Raw genomic sequence first — 18034 nt, 5'->3', positions numbered from 1 at the left:
GCTTATCGGGTCCTCTGCGCTGTGGTGACTTTTTCACGCCAGTCGTGGAGTTCTTGGGTGAGAGACCACAGCTTTTCTAAGCACTCTTTTGTCTCTTCTGGGTTACGCGGGGCATGAATTTTATCGCTGATTTCTTCCATCCTGCGGAGAATACTCTTCAGGTATTCCCTCTGATCGGGTGCTAGGAAAGCACAGCCGAGGGGTAAGCCTTCAAGGTTGCGGTAAATGGGTAAGCCCCTGCCGTTTTCGGCTGTGAAATTATTGTCGTGTGAGCCAAAGAGCGTGTTTTGGTGGTTTGTTTCGTTGTAGAATTCAGGGGCGCATTGCGTGAAACGGGAAGAGCTGCCGCTGTTTGTGCTCTGGCCACAATAAATTTCGTCGCGAAAGATAGACCCGCTAAAAGCAGTTTCGTCCTCATAGGTGGAGTTGCTGAGGCCAACCTGACCCTGGTAGATGGAGCCACTGAAATTAGCTTTACCCCGGTAAGCGGAGTTGCTGAACCTTATCCCGCCGACGTAAATGGAATTGCTGAAATCAACCTCACCCTGGTAAATGGAGTTGCTGAACCCGCCCCCATTCCAATAGGCAGAATCACTGAAACTAACCACTTCCTGGTAAGTGGAGTCGAAGAAGCTAACCATATCCAGGTAGGTGGAGTCGGTAAAACTAGCCTCATCCTGATAGGTAGAATCGTAGAAATCAGCCCAGTTCTGGTAGATGGAGCGGTCAAAATAAACAAAATCTTGGTAAGTGGATTTATTAAAACAAACCTCACCCCTGTAAGTTGAGTCACTGAAGTAAATCACATTTTGATAGGTGGAGCTATTGAAATCAGCCCGACCTTGATAGATTGAGCCGCGGAAGTCAGCCCAGTTCCGGTAGGTAGAATCGTTAAAATCAGCCCGACTTTGGTAGATAGAGTTACTGAAGTCAACCCAATCCTGATAGGTAGAGCCGCTGAAATTAACGGGTTTTGTGTAGTAGGAGTTTGTGAGATCTACGGGGTAGAAGAAAATGCTTCCTGAGAAGTCGTATTCGAATTCTGACCACGCCCCTGGAGTATTTTCATCTGGGCCTTGTAGGCGGTGGCGAATTTCTTTAATAATGTTCAGACGAATATCTGCTTCAGATTTTAGTGTCGCTTTGTCTATATAGAATTCTTGTTCTCTATTTTTGTAAAGACCTTCGGCTGTTGGGGCGTCTTGAATTAGCTCATCATAGCGGGAAACAAGGGCAAACGGGGAGCGAATATAGGTACACAGGTTATTAATAATAACCTGTCCTTCTCTAACTCTTTCTAAGTATGCCAGGTTTTTGTCTAGTAGCCACTCATCCGCGAGACCAATGAGCGTATATACGCCACCTATACGAACGGGGGCACTCGCATTACCAAGCTGTTCTACCGCTTTGGTGTACCGTCCTCGACGCTCTGCCATACGCTGCCTGAAAGCGCTTTCAAGGCATTGCTGGGTTTGCTCTGCAAGAATTTTTATCTGGTTTTCATGGCTTTCAAGAATATCTTTAATAACTGCATAAATCTTGGCGTGATCATTGCTGTTTTTTCGGTAGTCGTCAAGCAGAGAAAATGCTTCTCCCCCTGCTGGGAACCATGGAACCTCCTCCTCAGCCCGTTTCATATACTTGGTCTGCTGAGGTGTTCCTGTATTATTCAGTGAGTTGGGTGGTAATGCGGTAACTTTTTCACGCCAGTCGTGGAGCTCTTGGGTGAGAGACTGCAGCTTTTCTGAGAGCTCTTTCTCCACTTCATGATTCTTCACGGCAAGGAACTCATCATTCGTTTCTTCTAGCCTGCGAAGGGTATTCCCCAGGTAATCCTTCTGGACGGTTGATAGGAAGCGGCATTCAAGGGGTAAGCCGTCAGGGGTAAGGAGAATGGGGCAGCCCTCGCTGTTTTCGACGGAGAAGTCATTATTGGGTGCGCCAAAAAGTGTGTTTTGCTGGTTTGCCTCGTCGTAGAACGCAGGGGCGCATCGTGTGAAACGGGAAGAACTGCCGCTGCCTGTATCTTTACCAAAATCGATTGTGTCCCGAAAGATAGACCCGCTAAAAGCAGCCTCATCCTCGTAGATGGAACCGCGGAAGTTGACCCTACCCCAATAGATGGAGCAGCTAAGATCAACCCCCTCCTGGTAAGTGGAGCCGGTAAAACTAGCCTCATCCTGATAGGTAGAATCGTAGAAATCAGCCCAGCTTCGATAAGCAGACTCGCTGAAGTTGGCATCACCCCAATAGGTGGATTCGTGAAAGTCTACCCAGTCTTGATAAACAGACTTGCTGAGATCAACCTCAGCCTGGTAGATGGACTCGTGGAAATCGGCCCCGCCCTGGTAGGTGGAGCCGCTAAAATCAGTCCGGCCCCGGTAGGTAGAGTCGTTGAAACCTACCCAGTCCCGGTAGGTGGATCCACTGAAATTAGCCGAGCTCCGGTAAACGGATTCACTGAAATGAACGGGTTTCGTGTAGTAAGAGTGTGTGAGGTCTACAGGGTAGAAGAAGGTGCTTCCCGAGAAGTCGTATTCAAAATTTGACCACGCCCCTGGGGTGTTTTTGTCTGGTCCCTGCAAGCGGGCGTGAATCTCTTTCATAATGCTCAGGCGGACGTCTGCTTCTGCTTGAAGTTCAGCCTTATGAATATAGAACTCTTGTTCTCTATTTTTGTAAAGACCTTCAGCTGTTGGGCTGTCCTGAGTTAGCTCATCGTACTCTGAAGCGAGGGCGAAGGGGGAGCAGATATAGGCGCAGAGCTTATTAATAATAAACTGCCCCTCTTTAATTTTTTTATCTTCAGATAGGTTTTCTTCGTGAAGCCACTCATCCACAAGCACAACAAGTGCGTGTACGCCACTCACACGCGCAGAGGCTTCCTTGCTGCGAAGCTGTTTTACCGCTTGAAGATACCGTTCCCAACGCTCTGCCTTATACTTCTCAAACGTGGTTTGGTGAGATACATCTGAATTGTTCTCTACATTTTCGGGTGTATGCGGCATTGCTTTTAACGGTTCCTCACGGGTGAGTGGAGCGGCGTTTATTTCCTCCCCATCCTACAGCAGATACCCCGTATATGTAGGGGAAAGCGTCATCTGCTAGTTGCCACCAGGCAGAGCAGTAGCTTCTTTCTTCCACACTCGTATATTTTGGCTTAGGCTCTCCAATTTCTCCCGAAGGTCTTGCCGCTTCTGCGGCACCTGCGAGTCACGAAGAGAAGTTCGCGCCTCATACACCTTTCGGAACTTTGCCGCAAGATAGTCTGCCTGTTCTGTAGACAAAAAGCCGCATCCTAAAGGGAGGCCATTAGCGCCGAGAGCTATAGAGTAGCTGCTGTTCTCAACCACAAAATTATTGCTGGACGAGCCAAATAACGTTGCCCGCGCATCCTTCTTCTCAGCAACAAAACAAGGTGAGTTCTGAACAAACCGTGAAGGGAACGGATTCCCGAAAAAGTCGGTACCAAAATTCAGGGCACCGCAGAAAACAGACCCGTACAGGGAAACCTCTCCGTCAAAGACCGAGTCACTCACAAAAACTGAGCCTCGGTACAGCGAGCCGTCGAACCCGGCCTCGCCCCGATAAGTAGAGCTATAGAATAAAACCTCATCGTAGTAGAGAGACTGGTCGAAGAAGACCGATCCACCGTAAACAGAATCGTGGAAGGAAACCTCACCATAGTAAACAGACCAGTTGAAACGTGCCGAATCATGGTACGTAGACCCGCTCCACTGGGCTTCACCACAATAGGTTGAGTTGTTGAAGAAAACCCAATCATAGTACGTAGAATCGCAAAAATAAGCGCTTCGTTCATAGGTGGAACCGTTGAATTCGGCACTGTCGTAGTACGTGCACCCGCTGAAATCAACGGAATTCTGGTACAAGGAATCCTTCATATCAACCGGGTAGAAGAAAACACTATTCGAGAAATCGTACTCAAACCCAGACCACGAGCCTTCTACATAGCTCCTTCTGTCGCCCTGAGGAAAATGGCGCAACCGGCGGTGAATTTCCTGCAAAGCCTGCTGACGAACCTTCGCTTCTGCCAAAAGCTCCGCTTTGTGCATATAGAAATCTTGGTGGTTGTCCCCGTACACACCGTGCGGGCTGGGCTTATTCTGCGAGAGCTCATCGTACCGAAATGCCAGCTCAAAAGGGGAGCGGATATAGGCGCAGAGAATATCAACAATGCGCTGGCCCTCCGTGTGCTTTTCTTCCGCTTGTAACGCTTGGTCGGCAAGGTATTCATCCGCCAGAGCCACGAGGGCGTGCACCGCGCCCAGCCGTGTGTATGAACGGGCAGAGTCAAACAGCTCGACGGCTTTCAGAAATCGCTCCTGCCGTGAAGCGTTCAATGTGTTCTTGTTGCTGGCGGTCATGGCGGGTGGCTCCTTGCGTGGTGGTTGGAGGCGTGCCCCTTCACCCTACCGCAGCCGATCAGCAATACCAGGGATTTCTTGGCGCAGAATGTGAAAACTAGGCGTGTACCCGTAAACGTGGTTGAGCACCCGGCGGAACCAACAAACACCGGGTGCTCAACTTTTCTCTATGGGATTATGGAGGACTCTACCCAATCCTCCGTGCGGTGTACACGTAGTATCCAATGCACGCCGCGAATTCCAGGGGAACACCAATCAGCGCCCACAACGCATCTGGCGAATTAGCCCCTGACATTATCAAGTTCACCCACAGGGGAGAGACCGCCACACACAGCACCGCGCCCACACCATTTACGGTGCGAACCAGGGCGCCGCCGCGGCGGAAGTTGAAACAAATATTGGCGGTCACATGCGCCAGTGCATACGCCAGCATGAACTGCCCAATCGGGTGGAACATCACGTGTGCCCACTGCGAATAAAGGTCTCCACCCAGCACCGCTGCAAACGTAAATACGTACGGTAATGCCAACCCAATCACGCGCGCCGTGTACAGGACTGACAGTATCTTGGGGGAGGTGGTACGGTGACCCGCCGAAACCTTGGAAGCGCTGAACGAGGCTCGCAGGTTCGCCGGGCCGTCGCTGATACGGCCACCACCGATCTGGGCTGTTCTTACCTGTGTTGCGCTATTGCTCATTGCGTGCTTCCTCAGTTAGTCGAATTTCCAGCATACTCTAAGGTTTTTTGAAAACTGTCATACTTTCGGATGATTTATCAAATCTTTATATTGCTATGACGCGGAACAACACGAAAAAGCGAATAGGTTGCTGTGTGGGACAAGCCAAAAATGGGCCTTCTTTTTCTACCCGGTAAGCGCCAAGAAGCCTCAACTGTCTAATAATGACGCCAAAAACTGGGGGTTAACCCTCAAAACTTTGAACGTGTTTTGACGGGAAGGCCCTCCAAGAGGGCAGGAAGAGGTGTCCAATATATGAACAATATGCTGGGTTATATGACGATATGTTACAAACCAACCCTTCACGGGTGCGTTACATCAAAGAAGGCGGAATCTGCACCAGCAGACCCTGTGGGTGGGTTGGTTACCTGGCAGAACTCCGCCTCCTGTGATGGGTGCAGAACGACCTCTACTCTTCCTCTTCGTCCTGCCAGAACTGTGTGTGCTCCGGGGCTGCGGCTGTCTTTGGAAAATTCTTAAACGTCAAATAGAACAGGAACCCGCTAGTAATCAGCTCGGCAAACGGCACGGTGATCGTCCACCACCCCACAAAGGTTTCCCGCAGGTTCTGTGACCACGGCATGAACTGGAGCACAATGCTCATAAACACCACGGAGAGCACAACACCAGCCAGGTAGCGGCCCAACAGGGCAATAAATGCTGGCTGCTTTCCGCTGTTAAACCACAGCACACTCAGTATCTCAAACAGCACATACAGGAGAAGGAAAAGTCCCACTGGGGAGAGCAGATCGGGGAACGCGTCAATAGTGATAGCGCGGCGCTCAACCAATAAAAAGAAAAGCGCTAAAGGAATAACTGTGTAGAGAGTTCTGCCCACCGCCAGGTATTTCACCAGGTTTTGGGTTTTACGTTTTTTAGCTGCTGCTTTTTCCGCCGCTGTTTGAACGCCCGGCACCCTCACAATCGGAATCATATTAGTGGGTGCGGGCAGGGTTGACGGTGTGCTCTCGCTTGGATTCTGCGGCTCCATCGCAACTGGCCTCTCTACTTGTCGGGTATAAGTAAGTATACCGTTGCCAATGGGGGAAAAGCGCTAGCTGAAGGAACGCTGAGGTTTATCCGCAGCTTGCCCAATGCTGCATCCCAAGGAATATGCGAGCGCGCATAAAACCGAAGTAAAGATTTTCTATGCAGATAAAACTTTATTTTATAGGGGTTGATATGGGTATATATAGAATTTTTATGCTTTAAATATTTATGAGATGGGCAGAATAAAACCGGTCATTCGTCACTGTTTTTATCCGATAACACATACTCACAGAGCATTAGAAATGGCTGCACCGTCACCCCGTGGCACCATCCGGGCCGCCCCAACCGTCAGGGCATGATCGGCTCAATAGGCGCAGAAACCTCATCACACGCCCTATTAAGGACAGCCCGCCAAACCGGTACCGTACCCAGAAACGGCTGGTACCCTGGGACACACCCGAATCCGCTTCCACATATTAGGGGAAAGCCATGAACGTAGAGTACCCGAGTGAAAACGACTGCTCACGGCTACTGACCGCCGTTGCACACGCACGGCTGCAGCTGCAGCATATGACTGAATCACCCCTGCAATCTGCCATTATCGAAAGTTTTTTCCCCGAGGTTATGGAGCGCACACGGATTAAACGGGTAGTAGCCAGCGGATATATAGACTACTATCGCATTTTTGTAGACCGTCCTGTTTTCTCTGATCCCCCCAACGTGCTAAAAGCCATGAGAAAAGTGGCCCACTGCCTGGGGTCCGCCCTGACAGTCTTAGACGGTATGCGCGCTGTCCCTCCGTTTGGTGGGTCATCCCAGCCGGGCAGTATTGCGCGGGCATGCGAGAAACAAACACACCGCGCGCAGCAGCTAACAGAGGACGCGCGGGCGCTTCAGCATCGAGTGGCGGGGGCGAGAACCACCGCAGCTGCCCTCGGGCGCGCAGGCACCCCGACTGCTACAGTGCCGCCGACATTCATTACGTACGCTGCGGCAGCCCAAGAGCTCGCCCACCGCGCCCTCACCCTCAGCGAGTGGGCAGACAGAAGGCTGGATGAAAGCAAATACGGCAATGATGCACCCGGCCAGACGGAGCAGCTGTGGCACCTTTGTCTTCAAGCTGATATGTACTCCGATGCCGCCGCGCGCCTTATAAAACCAGCGCTACAGTACGTAGAGGAGATGGAAAAACATCTGACTGCAGAAACATATTTCAGCTGGTATGAGTACGCGCAAAAGGTGGTACGGGCAATACACGCAAACCTGACGTACCGCGACGATCCAGACATGGAAAGGACGTTAGAAAAACTCAATGCATTAGAGGCATCCTTATCTTTGAAAGGTGCCAATGCGGTGCCCGCAGCCGTACTTGTTCAGGAAGTAACCCTCCTAAGCGACGATGTATGCTACTGGATACTACCTGATGACCCATCCTACGCCCTTATCGACTATATAACGAGTTCTTGCGCTGAGGACGATTCTGACTCTTTACAAGTCAAAGAGCGAATCACCTACAAGGCGAACGATTGGCTGCCCCTGCCGCCACGATATCAAGGGCGTTTAGAGTGGCTTCGTCAAACTGCCTTTGACCGGCAGGCACCGTACTTTCTATTTCATGATATTTGTAGATACCGGCTAGCGGACCAACAGATACGTGAAGGCATTCACGCTGCCTACCCACAGATACACGCCAGCGGCCCAGACTCCCCGCAGGCCGTGCAGGCCCTCACCGAGGCAATACAGGCCCATATTTTCTGTCCGCTAGAGGCCCTCCGTCATGAGCACCTCCGGTTTATGCGCAAGTACAGCTAATCCTCGCCAATAAGCTCACGCGCCCAGCGGGCGAACTCTTCCACCGCCTCCTCAGAGACCTGGTGCGGCAGGTGCGCATACTCCGCAGCCGGGCCGGGGCTGGCCGGGGCCACAAAAGCCGTGGGGTGAAGCGCCTGCCGGTGCTCCTGGAGCTCATCACGTTCATCGAACGCCAGCGCGCGGGCACCCAGCGGAAGTTTCCCACTGAACCGGACAGGGGACTGGGCGGCACCCCGGTTAGTAAAAACATTCCGGGACGACGGGTTAAAGACGCAGCCCGTGAAAGAGACAGAAGCATTCCCCCAGCCAACATTGGTGAAGAGCACACCATCGAAGAAACCCGAAGCATCAAAAATAACGGAACCGGTGCTCTCGCCATACATTGAGTTACTAAAAGATACCTCCGCCGCATATATGGAGCCAGAATAATTGACCGTACCGCCAGTAAAAGAACAGCCCGAAAAATGCGCGGCACCATAATATTCACACCCGGTAAAACTGGTTCCCTGAGCAAAAGCGGAGCCCGAAAAATCCGCATCAGCCCAGCAGACAGAATAGCTGAAATCGGCTGCAGCCGCGTAGGAGCACCCATCGTGACGAACCGTATCAGCGTACCGGCCAAACCTAAAATATGCGGCGCCCTCAAAAACGGACCCGCTGAATATGGCCGGGCAGTCATACCCGGCACCGCCGAACTCGGCACCCGCACAATACACACTATTACTGAAATCAGCCACCGTACCGCAGTAGGTGGACTCATCATACAGGGCCAGCCCCTTATAGGTGCACTCCCTGAACGAGGCATCGCCGCCGTAGTAGGTGTCTGTAAACTCAGCCAGCGCCCCGAACGTGCACCGGTCAAACCGCGCCCCGCCCTTAAACGACGAAAAACCAAAAGAGGCGTCACCATAATATGCTGCACCAGAAAAATCGGTGCACTGAGCAAAATACGCATGGCTAAAGCAGGCCTCTTCCAGGAAAATACAGTCCCTAAAAGCCATTTCTCCCGTGCAATATGACGCCTTCAACAGCACCGGGTAGAAAAATACGGCACCCGAAAAATCATAATCCAGCCCCGACCACCGGTTGCCCTCCGCCTCCTGCCGATCGGGAAGGCCCTCGGTGCACGGGGGAGTGCCGTAGTCTGACTCCTGCACGAAGCGGTCGTGGATAGCCTCAAGGATGCACCCGCGTACCAGTGCCTCAACCGTCAGGGCGGATTTCTCCGCCTGAAACTGTTCACGCTGCGTGCGGGACAGGCCCTCTGGGGCGTCACCGAGCAGACGCATATAGTACTGCGCCAACTCTGTGCGGCTTGAGGTGCTACCCGCCGGGAAAGGGGAGCGGATATAGGCGCAGAGCTCGTGAATGATTGCTTGCGCCTCCTGGGCAGGTTGATCTGCGGTGAGGCTGTCTGCTGCGGCTGGGGCGGTGAGCCATTCATCAGCCAGCTCTATGAGAGCCAGCGCCCCAGCCAGCCGAGTATCGGCATCAGCATCAGATAGCTGGGATGCGGCCTGCGCAAACCTGATCTGCCGTTCAGCGGGTATGTGCTCCTGATGCTGCCTCACAATATTTCCTCCATAACAGACTTAGTTCCTGTCATCTGCCCGGTAGCCCCGCCTCAGCTGGTCTTGTCCGCCCACACAGACCCCGAAAAATTAGCAGAACCGCCGTACGTACTATGCGAAGCCGCCACCGTAGAGCGATAAACACACGCCTGAAAATCAGCGTCCTGATCATACAGACACCTCTCGCGCCGAACAGGGCCCTCATAGAGGCTATGGCTGAAAATCGCCGGGCCTCGGTAAACGCAGCGGCTAAAATCCACACGGTTGTAGTACACAGAATCCCCAAAGTGCGCATCTGCCAGATAGGTGCTGCCGCTAAAATTAGCTGGCCCCACATACGTGCTGGTGAGAAAATTCGCGGCACCACGGTAGAGACACCGGCTAAAGTCCGCAGCAGCATGGCAGGTAATACCGTCAAAATCAGCCTGCGCATCGTACCTGGCGCCGGTGAAAACTGCGCGACCATAGAAATCACAGTAGCTAAAAACCGCCGTACCGCGGCAGTGAATATCCCTAAAATCGGCCGAGGAATGGTACTCGAAGGCGCTAAAATCTGCGTCTTGGGCGAAAACAGAGCCGCTAACATCAACCTCTTCACAGAATGAGCATTCGCTAAAATTGAGCGGTTGCGCCCAATAACACCCCGCCAAACGAACCGGGTAGAAAAATACGGCACCCGAAAAATCAAAAACTAGCCAGGACCACGGCCCGGAGGCAGGCCCATCTCCGACGGCACTCAGGCGGGATACCCGGGCAGACACCTCAGCAAGAATACGTTCACGAACCCGAGCCTCAGGCGATAGCTCGTCCCGTATCTGCTGCATTTTTAGGTGTGCTTGTGGGTCGGTGTGGGCAGAACCAGCAAGCCGCCAGTACTCACTCACTAGCGGGAAGGAGGAGCGGATATAGGCGCAGAGCTCATGAATGATTGCTTGTGCCTCACGGGCAGGTTGATCTGCGGCGAGGCTGTCTGCTGCGGCTGGGGCGGTGAGCCATTCATCAGCCAGCTCTATGAGGGCCAGCGCCCCAGCCAGCCGGGTATCGGCCTCAGCGCTACTGAGCTGGCCGGTCGCCGCGGCGCGCCTCTGCCCGCGCCCCACACCCACACTCTGTGCGCCCGAGGGCTGGGCTGATTCGGGGTACTGGGCTGCGGGTCTCATACGGTGCCTCTCTCAACAGACTGGGCAACCCCCACAAAGGGGCAACAGACATGTAGCATATGCGTGCACAAACAGCAGGCGCTCGCCCATCACCGGCACAACAGACACACACCCACATATTCACATGCGGGCGCATGCACGCGGTGCACCTGAGACTACACCGCTACCGGCTGTGCCTCTTCCTTCGGGGAGTTAAGGCCGCGCACCCACCGCGTGAACCCTTTATCCTCCGGGCCCACATTCGCTAGATGCTCCAGCTCAGAGACAGTCAGCGCCCGCGCATTCTCGGGGTAGCCGTCCACCAGTTTAATGCTGTACTCGCTCTCGTCCGCGGTCGTAAAATCATTCGCCCGATCCGGGTTAAACACGCACCCGGCGAATGAAGGGGCCTGCTCCGAGAACCGTGCGCCCGCCACCGTCACATCCCCAAAATATGCGGCGCTGCTAAAATCCGGGTACTTCTTGTACACGCACCCGCCCAAATTCGCCTTACCGCAGTAAATCGACTCATAAAAATTCGTGTAATTCGCGTAGGTGGAGCCGCTGAACGAAACAAACCCACGGTGCAGGCACTCGTTAAAGTAGGTGTACCCCTGGTAGTCGCACGCCTCAAACACGGCCGAGCCCTCATAGGTGGACTCGCTAAAATCGGCGTCGCCCCGGTAGCAGCAGCGGCTCAGGTTCACATTACCCCGGTAGGTATTCCCCGAAAGGTACGCACCCATCAGGTAGGTGCACCCGCTCAGGTTTGTCTGCCCGCCGTATACGCTATCACCCAGCACAACCGCCTTGTGGTAGGTGGAGCCGCTGAAATCGGTGTCCCGGTTAAATGTTGAACCGCCAAAATCGGCGCGCTCACGGTAGGTGGAGCTGGCAAAGTTCACGTTCTTGAAATACATGCACCCCGTCAGGCGGGCCTTACCGTGCCACACCGACTGCGAAAAATCGGTGGCGCCCTCATAGATGGAGCCCGCCAAATCGGCGTTCTCACGGTACACGCACCCGCTGAAATCCGCGATATTACCCCGGTACTGGCACTCGCGCAGGCTCACATCCGCCGCATACACGCACCCGCTCAGAAGCGCCTGGTCACGGTACACGCACCCGCTCAAATCGGCGTGCAGGCCGTAAGTGGAGCCGCTCAGGCGCACCCGCCTCTCATAGGAGGCATTGGCGAACGTGACGCTGCCGCGGTAGGTTGAGCCGAAGAAATCGACATCCCCATCGTACTGAGAATCCTCAAACCGTGCTTCACCCCCGTAGGTTGAACCGGCGAAGCTCACATACCCGCGGTAGATGGAGTCGCTAAAACGCACCTGCTCACCGTACTTAGAGCCGCTAAACACGGCATCAGCGGCATACAGGGACGCCCCGAAATCCGCGTCAAAACGGTACGTGCACCCACGGAACGACACCTTCTCACCCCACGCCGACTCGCTAAAATCCACAGGGTAGAAGAACGTGGCACCCGAAAAATTGTAGGAAAGACGCGACCAGGCGCCGGTGAGCATATCGGCCTCAGCCGGAACCCGGCGGGAACCGCCCGCACCGTCCCGCAGCTGCCAGCGCACCCTGTCATGAATCTCAGAGAGGATACGCTCACGCACCTGAATCTCGGCCTCAAGCTCGGCCTGCTCCGCACGGAACCGACGCATCTGCTCCAGGTCTTCGGGGGCATCCCCCAGCAGGCGTTTCTGCTCAGCCGCCAAGGGGAACGGGGAACGCACATAGGAGCACAGTATGTCAATGACGGTCTGCGCTTTGCGGCGGCGCTGGGTTTTCGTCAGGTGCACCGCCTGCAGCCACTCATCGGCCAGCTCAATAAGCGCCAGTACGGCGCTCATGCGGGTAATGGGCTGAACATCCCCAAGCTGGCTTGCCGCCGCTGCGTACCTATCGTGCCGCAGCGCATCCTCAAGAAGACGAGAGTCGCCAAGCGACGAGCTGGGTGTATTCATGGTTTACTCCTGCGTAAAAAGATGCGTGGCTGGGTGTAGGCTTTCAGCATACCCGAGGCGTGCCGGGCAACGCACACACTAATAACGAAAATAGATGAGTATAATGCGCGGCGAATATCTGCAGAAAACAAATAATAGACGGCCGGTACGGTGACCAGAACAAGACTTTTTACCATTTAATACGGGAGTGGTTTCTAGCCGCTGACATGCCGCATTTTTAGGGGTTGTTCAAACGGCCGAGTGTGGTCTGCACGGTGACTGGTGCGGGCGCGCCGTTGGCCTATCAGCGAGCATATTATGCGCTTTTTACCCCGATATTATCACGGTACGGCGGGTGTGCTCGTGGGGTGCGGCGGTGGCGGAACAGCTGCCGCGGGCCGGTGACGGGTGCGGTGGCAGAGCCATCACCGAATACGTTTATTAAAAGTTATGGGGAAAATATTCAAAAATATGAGGGGCAAAATGTATTTTTTATCAATGGTGAGAATACTAAAATAATGTTTTATGATATGTGCCACTGGCGGCCGGGGTGAATGTAATACTCATGTAAAGATTGTGGCATGGGACACTGGTATTACGGGTGTTTACGCGTGTAGGAGCGGCAGCTGGCAAGCATGGGTGCAGTAAAAAGCCGTTAGTGAAGTACTGCATATGAAATATGGGATCAATGGTCGAGGTTTAGAGACTCATTCTCTATCAAAGAGTTAACCGCCCAAAAGGAATAACTGTATACCCGGTATCAATAATGTAATGGATATTTCCCAATATCACAGGCATATTCCCAAGTCACCGTATTGATAACCTGAGTCGGGCGGTCGAGAGCACAGCTATATTCCTCTGATCTTTTCAAACCCGGGATGCTGGTAGCGCGGGTCTTGCATGGCGAAAACCCAGGCGTGCAGCTGCTTCTTGAGAACCCGCACCCGCTGGCGGGCAGCCTCAAGCACCTCCGGGTCATCAACCGCCGGGTGGGTGAACGCCTGAACCTGCTGCCGGAAATAGTCGAGCCTGCGAACTTCCCAGGGGGTAAGCACCCGCGACCCCGCCGGGGAAGCGGTCACCGGCTGCGGGAAAGCATACTGCTCACCCGGGGTAAAGATACACTCCGTGAACCCCGGAATCCTGCCGCTAAAATCGGCGGCACTAAAATCCGTCGAGGCTAAAAACGCGGATTCGTCAAATATGACCTTCTTGCGAAACACCGTCCCGGTCAGCGTCACAGGCCCTGTAAACACCGCGTTGGCGCAGTACGACTTTTTACCGCATTCCGAGCCGCCAAAATTAACCGGGCCGTGGAACGCCGACCCCGACACCGACAGCCCGCGCCGGTACACGCAGCCTCCAAAATCAGCGCCACCGTAATAGGCGGAGCACGTAAAATCCGGGTGATGGCAGAACACCGAACCCGCATAGTTCACGTCCCCGTAGTACACGCTGGCATCGAACCGCGCCTGCTCACCCGGGCACTCAGTAGCCGCAGCCCGCCCGTAGTAGGTGCAGCCGCTCATATCAGCATCCCGCTCATACACGCACTCCCGCATGAACGCCGCCCCCTCATAGGTGCAGTGATCCAGCGCCGCCCGGCCACCGTACCGGGACCCCTGAAACATGGCATCCCGGTGGTAGAGGCAGCCGCTAAACACCGCATCTGCGCGGTACGTGTTATCGGCAAAACTGGCCCACCCACAGTAGATGCTGCCACTATAATCGACCGTATTCTTATGTGTTGAGCCGTGAAGCCACGCCTCATCACCATAGGTGCAAAAACGCCGGTTAACCGGCCCCTTATAGTGCCCCTGGGAGAAGTCCGCCACACGGTTAAACATGCACCGCTCAAAACTCACCTCACTCCGCCAGGCGCACCCGGCAAAGCGTGCCTTCCGGCGGAAAAACCCGCCCGAAAAATCGGCGGAACCATAAAACACGCACCCCTCAAAAACCGCTCTCCGGCCCCAGTATGCCCCCGAAAAATCAATCGGGTAGAAGAACACTGCGCCGCTGAAATCATAGGTGAGCGCCGACCACGAACCCGGAGCGCCCCCATGCTGCTGCGGCGTTTTCCCACCCGAGGCCGGTGCCACCGTATCGGGGGTGCGCAGGCGCGCAGCAATGGCCCTCAGAATACCGCCCCGCAGGTGCGCCTCGGCTCGGAAAGCCTCCAAAGAGGCCCGCAAACGGCGCCTCTTCTGCGCGGACCATGAACGCCGCACCGTACCGTGCGTGAGGCGCTGATACCGCTTCGCCAACCGAAACGGGGAACGAATATACATGCAGAGCGCATTAATGGCGGCCTGCGCCTGCCGGAGGCGCTGCTTTCCCGGCACCGAAGCATCAGCCAGCCACTCATCGGCCACCCCAATGAGTACTTCTGCGGCCTCCCGCCGCGCCGCAACCTGCGCATCCTGCAAGGCAGCGGCGGCGGCCGTGAACCTAGTGAGGCGGTCAGCCTCCACGGAAGCGGGCAACACCATAATGGAGCTAAGCCGCCTCAGTGAACACGCCCACAGAATCTGCCTCAGCCTCATCCAGGGTGCCGGCGACCTCATAGCGAACCCAACGGATCAGCTCAGAGCGGGGCTGCTCAAACTCCCGCGCATTGGTCTCACGGCCCGCCCCGGCAGCCTGCAGCCGCTCAGCAAGCACCTGCCGCTCGGTGGCGGTCAGGGCTCGCGCCCCCTGCGGGATCCCGCCCGCTAAAGGCAGCGGCTGCTTGCTCTTCGCCGAAACCTCAAACACGTTCTCTGCGGCAGTGTTAAAAACACCGCCAGTGAACGCCGGAACCCGTGCGAAAGATGCACCCAAAAAATCGGTGGCCCCCAGCAGGTGAGCCTCCTCAAAATCGGTTTTCTTCTTAAACTTCACCCCCGAAAAGTCGGCCCCGTCGAACCATACGCAGTTATCCAGCCACGCCTGCCCCGCAAATACGCACCCGCCAAAATGCGCCGCACCCCAGTAGACGGTGAACGCCAGGTTAGCGGTGCGGCGGAACACCGAATCCCCCAGATACGCGGCACTGTGGTAGATAGAATCCTCAAACCTCGCCCCCCGAGAATAGGTGCAGTGCTCCAGGTTCGCAGTGCCGTAGAAAGTACTCTGCCAAAAATCGGCGTCCCCACGGTACACGGAATCAGCCAGGTACGTGTACCCGTAATAGGTGCAGTCACTCAGGTACGCGGCGCCCTCCCACGTGCAGGCGCTCAAATTAACGTTCCCCTCATACACGCAGCCCACCAGGCGCGCATCAGCACCCCAGACGCATTCGCTCAGGCCAGCCCCCGCACGGTACACCGAATCGCTCAGAAACGCCTCACCGTGGTACACCGAACGGTCAAACAGGGCATCGGCCCCATAAATGGAGCGGGTAAAACGCGCCTGGTCGCGGTACGTGCACCCCCGAAAATTCGCGCCTGCACCCCAATACGACTGGGTGAAATCCACGGGGTAGAAAAAGACAGCCCCCGAAAAATCAAACCTCAGGTGCGACCACAACCCGGCGGTAACCTTCTCCGGGTCCGGGGCCGTATTCGTGGCGGGCTGCCCACCATCGGACGGCTCCCAGCGCACCCGGTCGTGAATCTCAGTCAGGATGCGCCCACGCACCTGCGCCTCAGCCGCCAGCTCGGTTTTCTCGGCTCGGAACCGGCGCGCCTGCTGCGGGGTCAAACCCTGCGGCTGATCGCCCATAAGCCGCTCATAGTCGTGGGCGAGCTGGAACGGGGAACAAATATAGGCGCACAGGGTGGTGATAATCGTCTGCGCCTTGCGGCGCCCGTGCTCCTGAGGGTCGGTCTCATCGGTGAGCCAGTCATCAGCCAGCTCCACGAGGGCGAGCGCCCCACCCAGCCGGATAATCGCCTCAGGGCTGCCCAAAAGAGCGAGGGCAGCCGTGTACCGGTCATGCCGCTGCTGGTGGCTCACAGAAAGGTGTGCAGCTGCTCCGGGGCGAGGGCTCGACGGGGAAGGCGTAACAGGGTGCATGATGGGGTGTTCTTCCGGTGAAAGGTCTGTGTCTTGTTATGGTTCGTGCAGTTCTTGAGACGGTATCGATAAATCTATGTAGGTTGATTGCTTTAGTGTACCCCGGTTTGCTGTGCCGCATCAGTCTGTTGCGAGCCCGTGCGCCCACCTGGCGAATGCCTCATGCGCCTGCTCCAGTCGCCGCGCCGCCCGCCGGTGCGAGGCCGAACCGGCCGGTTTATCCGCGAGCTGTTCACGCCGTTGCGTCACCTTCTGCCGCAGTTTAGCGAGCCGGGTCAGCTGGCCTGGGGTGAGCAGATGCGACCCCACCGGGAGGCCGCCCTCTAACACAATGGGGTGCTCCTGCTCGGGGGTGCGGGTGAACTCCTGCACGCTGTAGGGCGAGAAAACGCACCCGCGCAGCGATGGGGCGCAGTTCACAAAAACTGCGTCGGTAAAAATGGCGTCCGCCAGGTACGCGGCGCCGCTAAAATCAGCCGCACCCTCAAAGACCGACCCCGAAAAGACGGTGCGGCCACCCCATGAGCCGCCGCCAAGCCACGCATCCGCGAGGAACACGCACCCGCGCAGGCTAGCAGAACCGTAGTATGCTGAAGAGCTCAGGTCGGCATCCCCAGCAAATGTGCACCCGGTGACGGTAAACGCGCCGCGGTAGGCGCTGTACATCATCACCACGGTACCGGCGAAGAAGCAGCCGGTAAAGACGGTATCTGCCCCGTAGCGGCACCCCAAGAAGTAGGCGCCAGCACGGAAAGTACACCCCGAGAAGTTGACGGCCCCGCCCCATGTGCAGCCGCCAAAATACGCCGCGTCCTGGTAGAGGGACTCGCTGAAATCCGCCAAAGCGCGGTAGGTGGAACGGGTGAAGTTGGCGGTACCTGCAAAGGTGGAACACGAGAAAAGAGCGTCACGCATAAAAATACAGTCGCTGAAATCTACCTCATGCTCCCAGCGTGAACCGGTGAAATTCACGGTGCACACAAAAACCGCGCCCGAAAAATTGAATGCAAAACCCGACCACGTGCCCGCCAGGGAAGCGCCCTCAGCGGAAGCTACCGGGTGCTGCACCCGGCGGTGAATCTCCTCCACAATAGCCTGCTGGATACGCCCCTGCGCCCCGGCACTCTCACCAGCAGGCCTATTGTCGGCTGCAGTACTGAGCGGGGAACGAAGATACGCGCACAACCGGTCAATCACCCCCTGAACGTGCCCGCGGCGCACGCCCACCGGCAGGGACACCTCACCCAGCCACTCATCCGCAAGCTCCACCAGCGCATACACTGCGCCCAAACGCACCGCCAAATCACCACCCATCAGCGCCGCGTACGCCGCATCCCGCCGAGCTTCACGGCCCCTGCCCAAAGTCACTTGTACCCCTTTGACTCCCGTATCAGCTGCTATGACGCATTACACTGTGCGCCACCCATGCACCCCAAAAACCATC

The 18034-nt window shown here is 55.8% G+C and carries 11 protein-coding genes; 1 reads left to right on the top strand and 10 read right to left on the bottom strand.

From position 1 onward, the window contains the following. Window positions 1–2: 2 nt before the first annotated feature. The 4 genes from D8M41_RS11945 to D8M41_RS06870 all read right to left on the bottom strand — a co-directional run bounded on the left by D8M41_RS11945 (window position 3) and on the right by D8M41_RS06870 (window position 6112). Window positions 3–2870: a hypothetical protein gene (locus D8M41_RS11945; protein WP_238693485.1), complete on the bottom strand. Its 2868-nt coding sequence runs from the start codon at window positions 2868–2870 to the stop codon at window positions 3–5. Window positions 2871–3104: 234 nt separating this feature from the next. Next, window positions 3105–4385 (bottom strand): hypothetical protein, encoded by a 1281-nt coding sequence (locus tag D8M41_RS06880; RefSeq protein ID WP_126926652.1) that lies wholly within the window; start codon window positions 4383–4385, stop codon window positions 3105–3107. A 187-nt stretch (window positions 4386–4572) separates the two neighbouring features. Beyond that, a complete protein-coding gene (locus tag D8M41_RS06875) occupies window positions 4573–5082 on the bottom strand; it encodes a hypothetical protein (RefSeq protein WP_006888276.1) in 510 nt (169 codons plus the stop codon). A gap of 448 nt (window positions 5083–5530) precedes the next feature. Further along, window positions 5531–6112, bottom strand: coding sequence for a hypothetical protein (locus D8M41_RS06870; protein WP_006888034.1), 582 nt, complete (start codon window positions 6110–6112; stop codon window positions 5531–5533). 488 nt (window positions 6113–6600) lie between these two features. On the opposite strand from D8M41_RS06870, the gene D8M41_RS06865 reads away from it, so the two are divergent. Continuing rightward, the gene (locus tag D8M41_RS06865; protein ID WP_126926651.1) at window positions 6601–7923 is read left to right on the top strand and encodes a hypothetical protein; all 1323 of its coding nucleotides are present in this window, start codon (window positions 6601–6603) and stop codon (window positions 7921–7923) included. On the opposite strand, the gene D8M41_RS06860 is transcribed toward D8M41_RS06865, so the two are convergent. The 6 genes from D8M41_RS06860 to D8M41_RS06835 form a co-directional block, all read right to left on the bottom strand. Further along, window positions 7920–9494, bottom strand: coding sequence for a pentapeptide repeat-containing protein (locus D8M41_RS06860; RefSeq protein WP_126926650.1), 1575 nt, complete (start codon window positions 9492–9494; stop codon window positions 7920–7922). The two genes, D8M41_RS06865 and D8M41_RS06860, sit on opposite strands and share 4 nt — an antisense overlap. A gap of 53 nt (window positions 9495–9547) precedes the next feature. After that, complete coding sequence (locus D8M41_RS06855) at window positions 9548–10654, bottom strand: pentapeptide repeat-containing protein (RefSeq protein ID WP_126926649.1); 1107 nt, start codon at window positions 10652–10654, stop codon at window positions 9548–9550. Window positions 10655–10809: 155 nt separating this feature from the next. Beyond that, a complete protein-coding gene (locus D8M41_RS06850) occupies window positions 10810–12612 on the bottom strand; it encodes a hypothetical protein (RefSeq protein WP_126926648.1) in 1803 nt (600 codons plus the stop codon). A gap of 827 nt (window positions 12613–13439) precedes the next feature. Continuing rightward, window positions 13440–15083 carry a pentapeptide repeat-containing protein gene (locus D8M41_RS06845; RefSeq protein ID WP_039955131.1) on the bottom strand — a complete coding sequence of 548 codons (1644 nt, stop codon included), beginning with the start codon at window positions 15081–15083 and terminating at the stop codon, window positions 13440–13442. A gap of 7 nt (window positions 15084–15090) precedes the next feature. Next, the gene (locus D8M41_RS06840; RefSeq protein ID WP_051122044.1) at window positions 15091–16590 is read right to left on the bottom strand and encodes a pentapeptide repeat-containing protein; all 1500 of its coding nucleotides are present in this window, start codon (window positions 16588–16590) and stop codon (window positions 15091–15093) included. A gap of 120 nt (window positions 16591–16710) precedes the next feature. Next, complete coding sequence (locus tag D8M41_RS06835) at window positions 16711–17958, bottom strand: pentapeptide repeat-containing protein (RefSeq protein WP_006888133.1); 1248 nt, start codon at window positions 17956–17958, stop codon at window positions 16711–16713. Between the last annotated feature and the right edge of the window lie 76 nt (window positions 17959–18034).

Origin of the sequence: Rothia sp. HSID18069 (genome assembly GCF_003989155.1) — a bacterium.
Lineage (GTDB): Bacteria > Actinomycetota > Actinomycetes > Actinomycetales > Micrococcaceae > Rothia > Rothia aeria.
This window is presented reverse-complemented; position numbering and strand designations above follow the sequence as displayed.

Excerpts from the sequence above, each read along its gene's own strand:
- D8M41_RS06880 (WP_126926652.1), bottom strand. The coding sequence starts at position 4,385 with ATGACCGCCAGCAACAAGAACACATTGAACGCTTCACGGCAGGAGCGA.
- D8M41_RS06875 (WP_006888276.1), bottom strand. The coding sequence starts at position 5,082 with ATGAGCAATAGCGCAACACAGGTAAGAACAGCCCAGATCGGTGGTGGC.
- D8M41_RS06870 (WP_006888034.1), bottom strand. The coding sequence starts at position 6,112 with ATGGAGCCGCAGAATCCAAGCGAGAGCACACCGTCAACCCTGCCCGCA.
- D8M41_RS06865 (WP_126926651.1), top strand. The coding sequence starts at position 6,601 with ATGAACGTAGAGTACCCGAGTGAAAACGACTGCTCACGGCTACTGACC.
- D8M41_RS06855 (WP_126926649.1), bottom strand. The coding sequence starts at position 10,654 with ATGAGACCCGCAGCCCAGTACCCCGAATCAGCCCAGCCCTCGGGCGCA.
- D8M41_RS06850 (WP_126926648.1), bottom strand. The coding sequence starts at position 12,612 with ATGAATACACCCAGCTCGTCGCTTGGCGACTCTCGTCTTCTTGAGGAT.
- D8M41_RS06845 (WP_039955131.1), bottom strand. The coding sequence starts at position 15,083 with ATGGTGTTGCCCGCTTCCGTGGAGGCTGACCGCCTCACTAGGTTCACG.
- D8M41_RS06840 (WP_051122044.1), bottom strand. The coding sequence starts at position 16,590 with ATGCACCCTGTTACGCCTTCCCCGTCGAGCCCTCGCCCCGGAGCAGCT.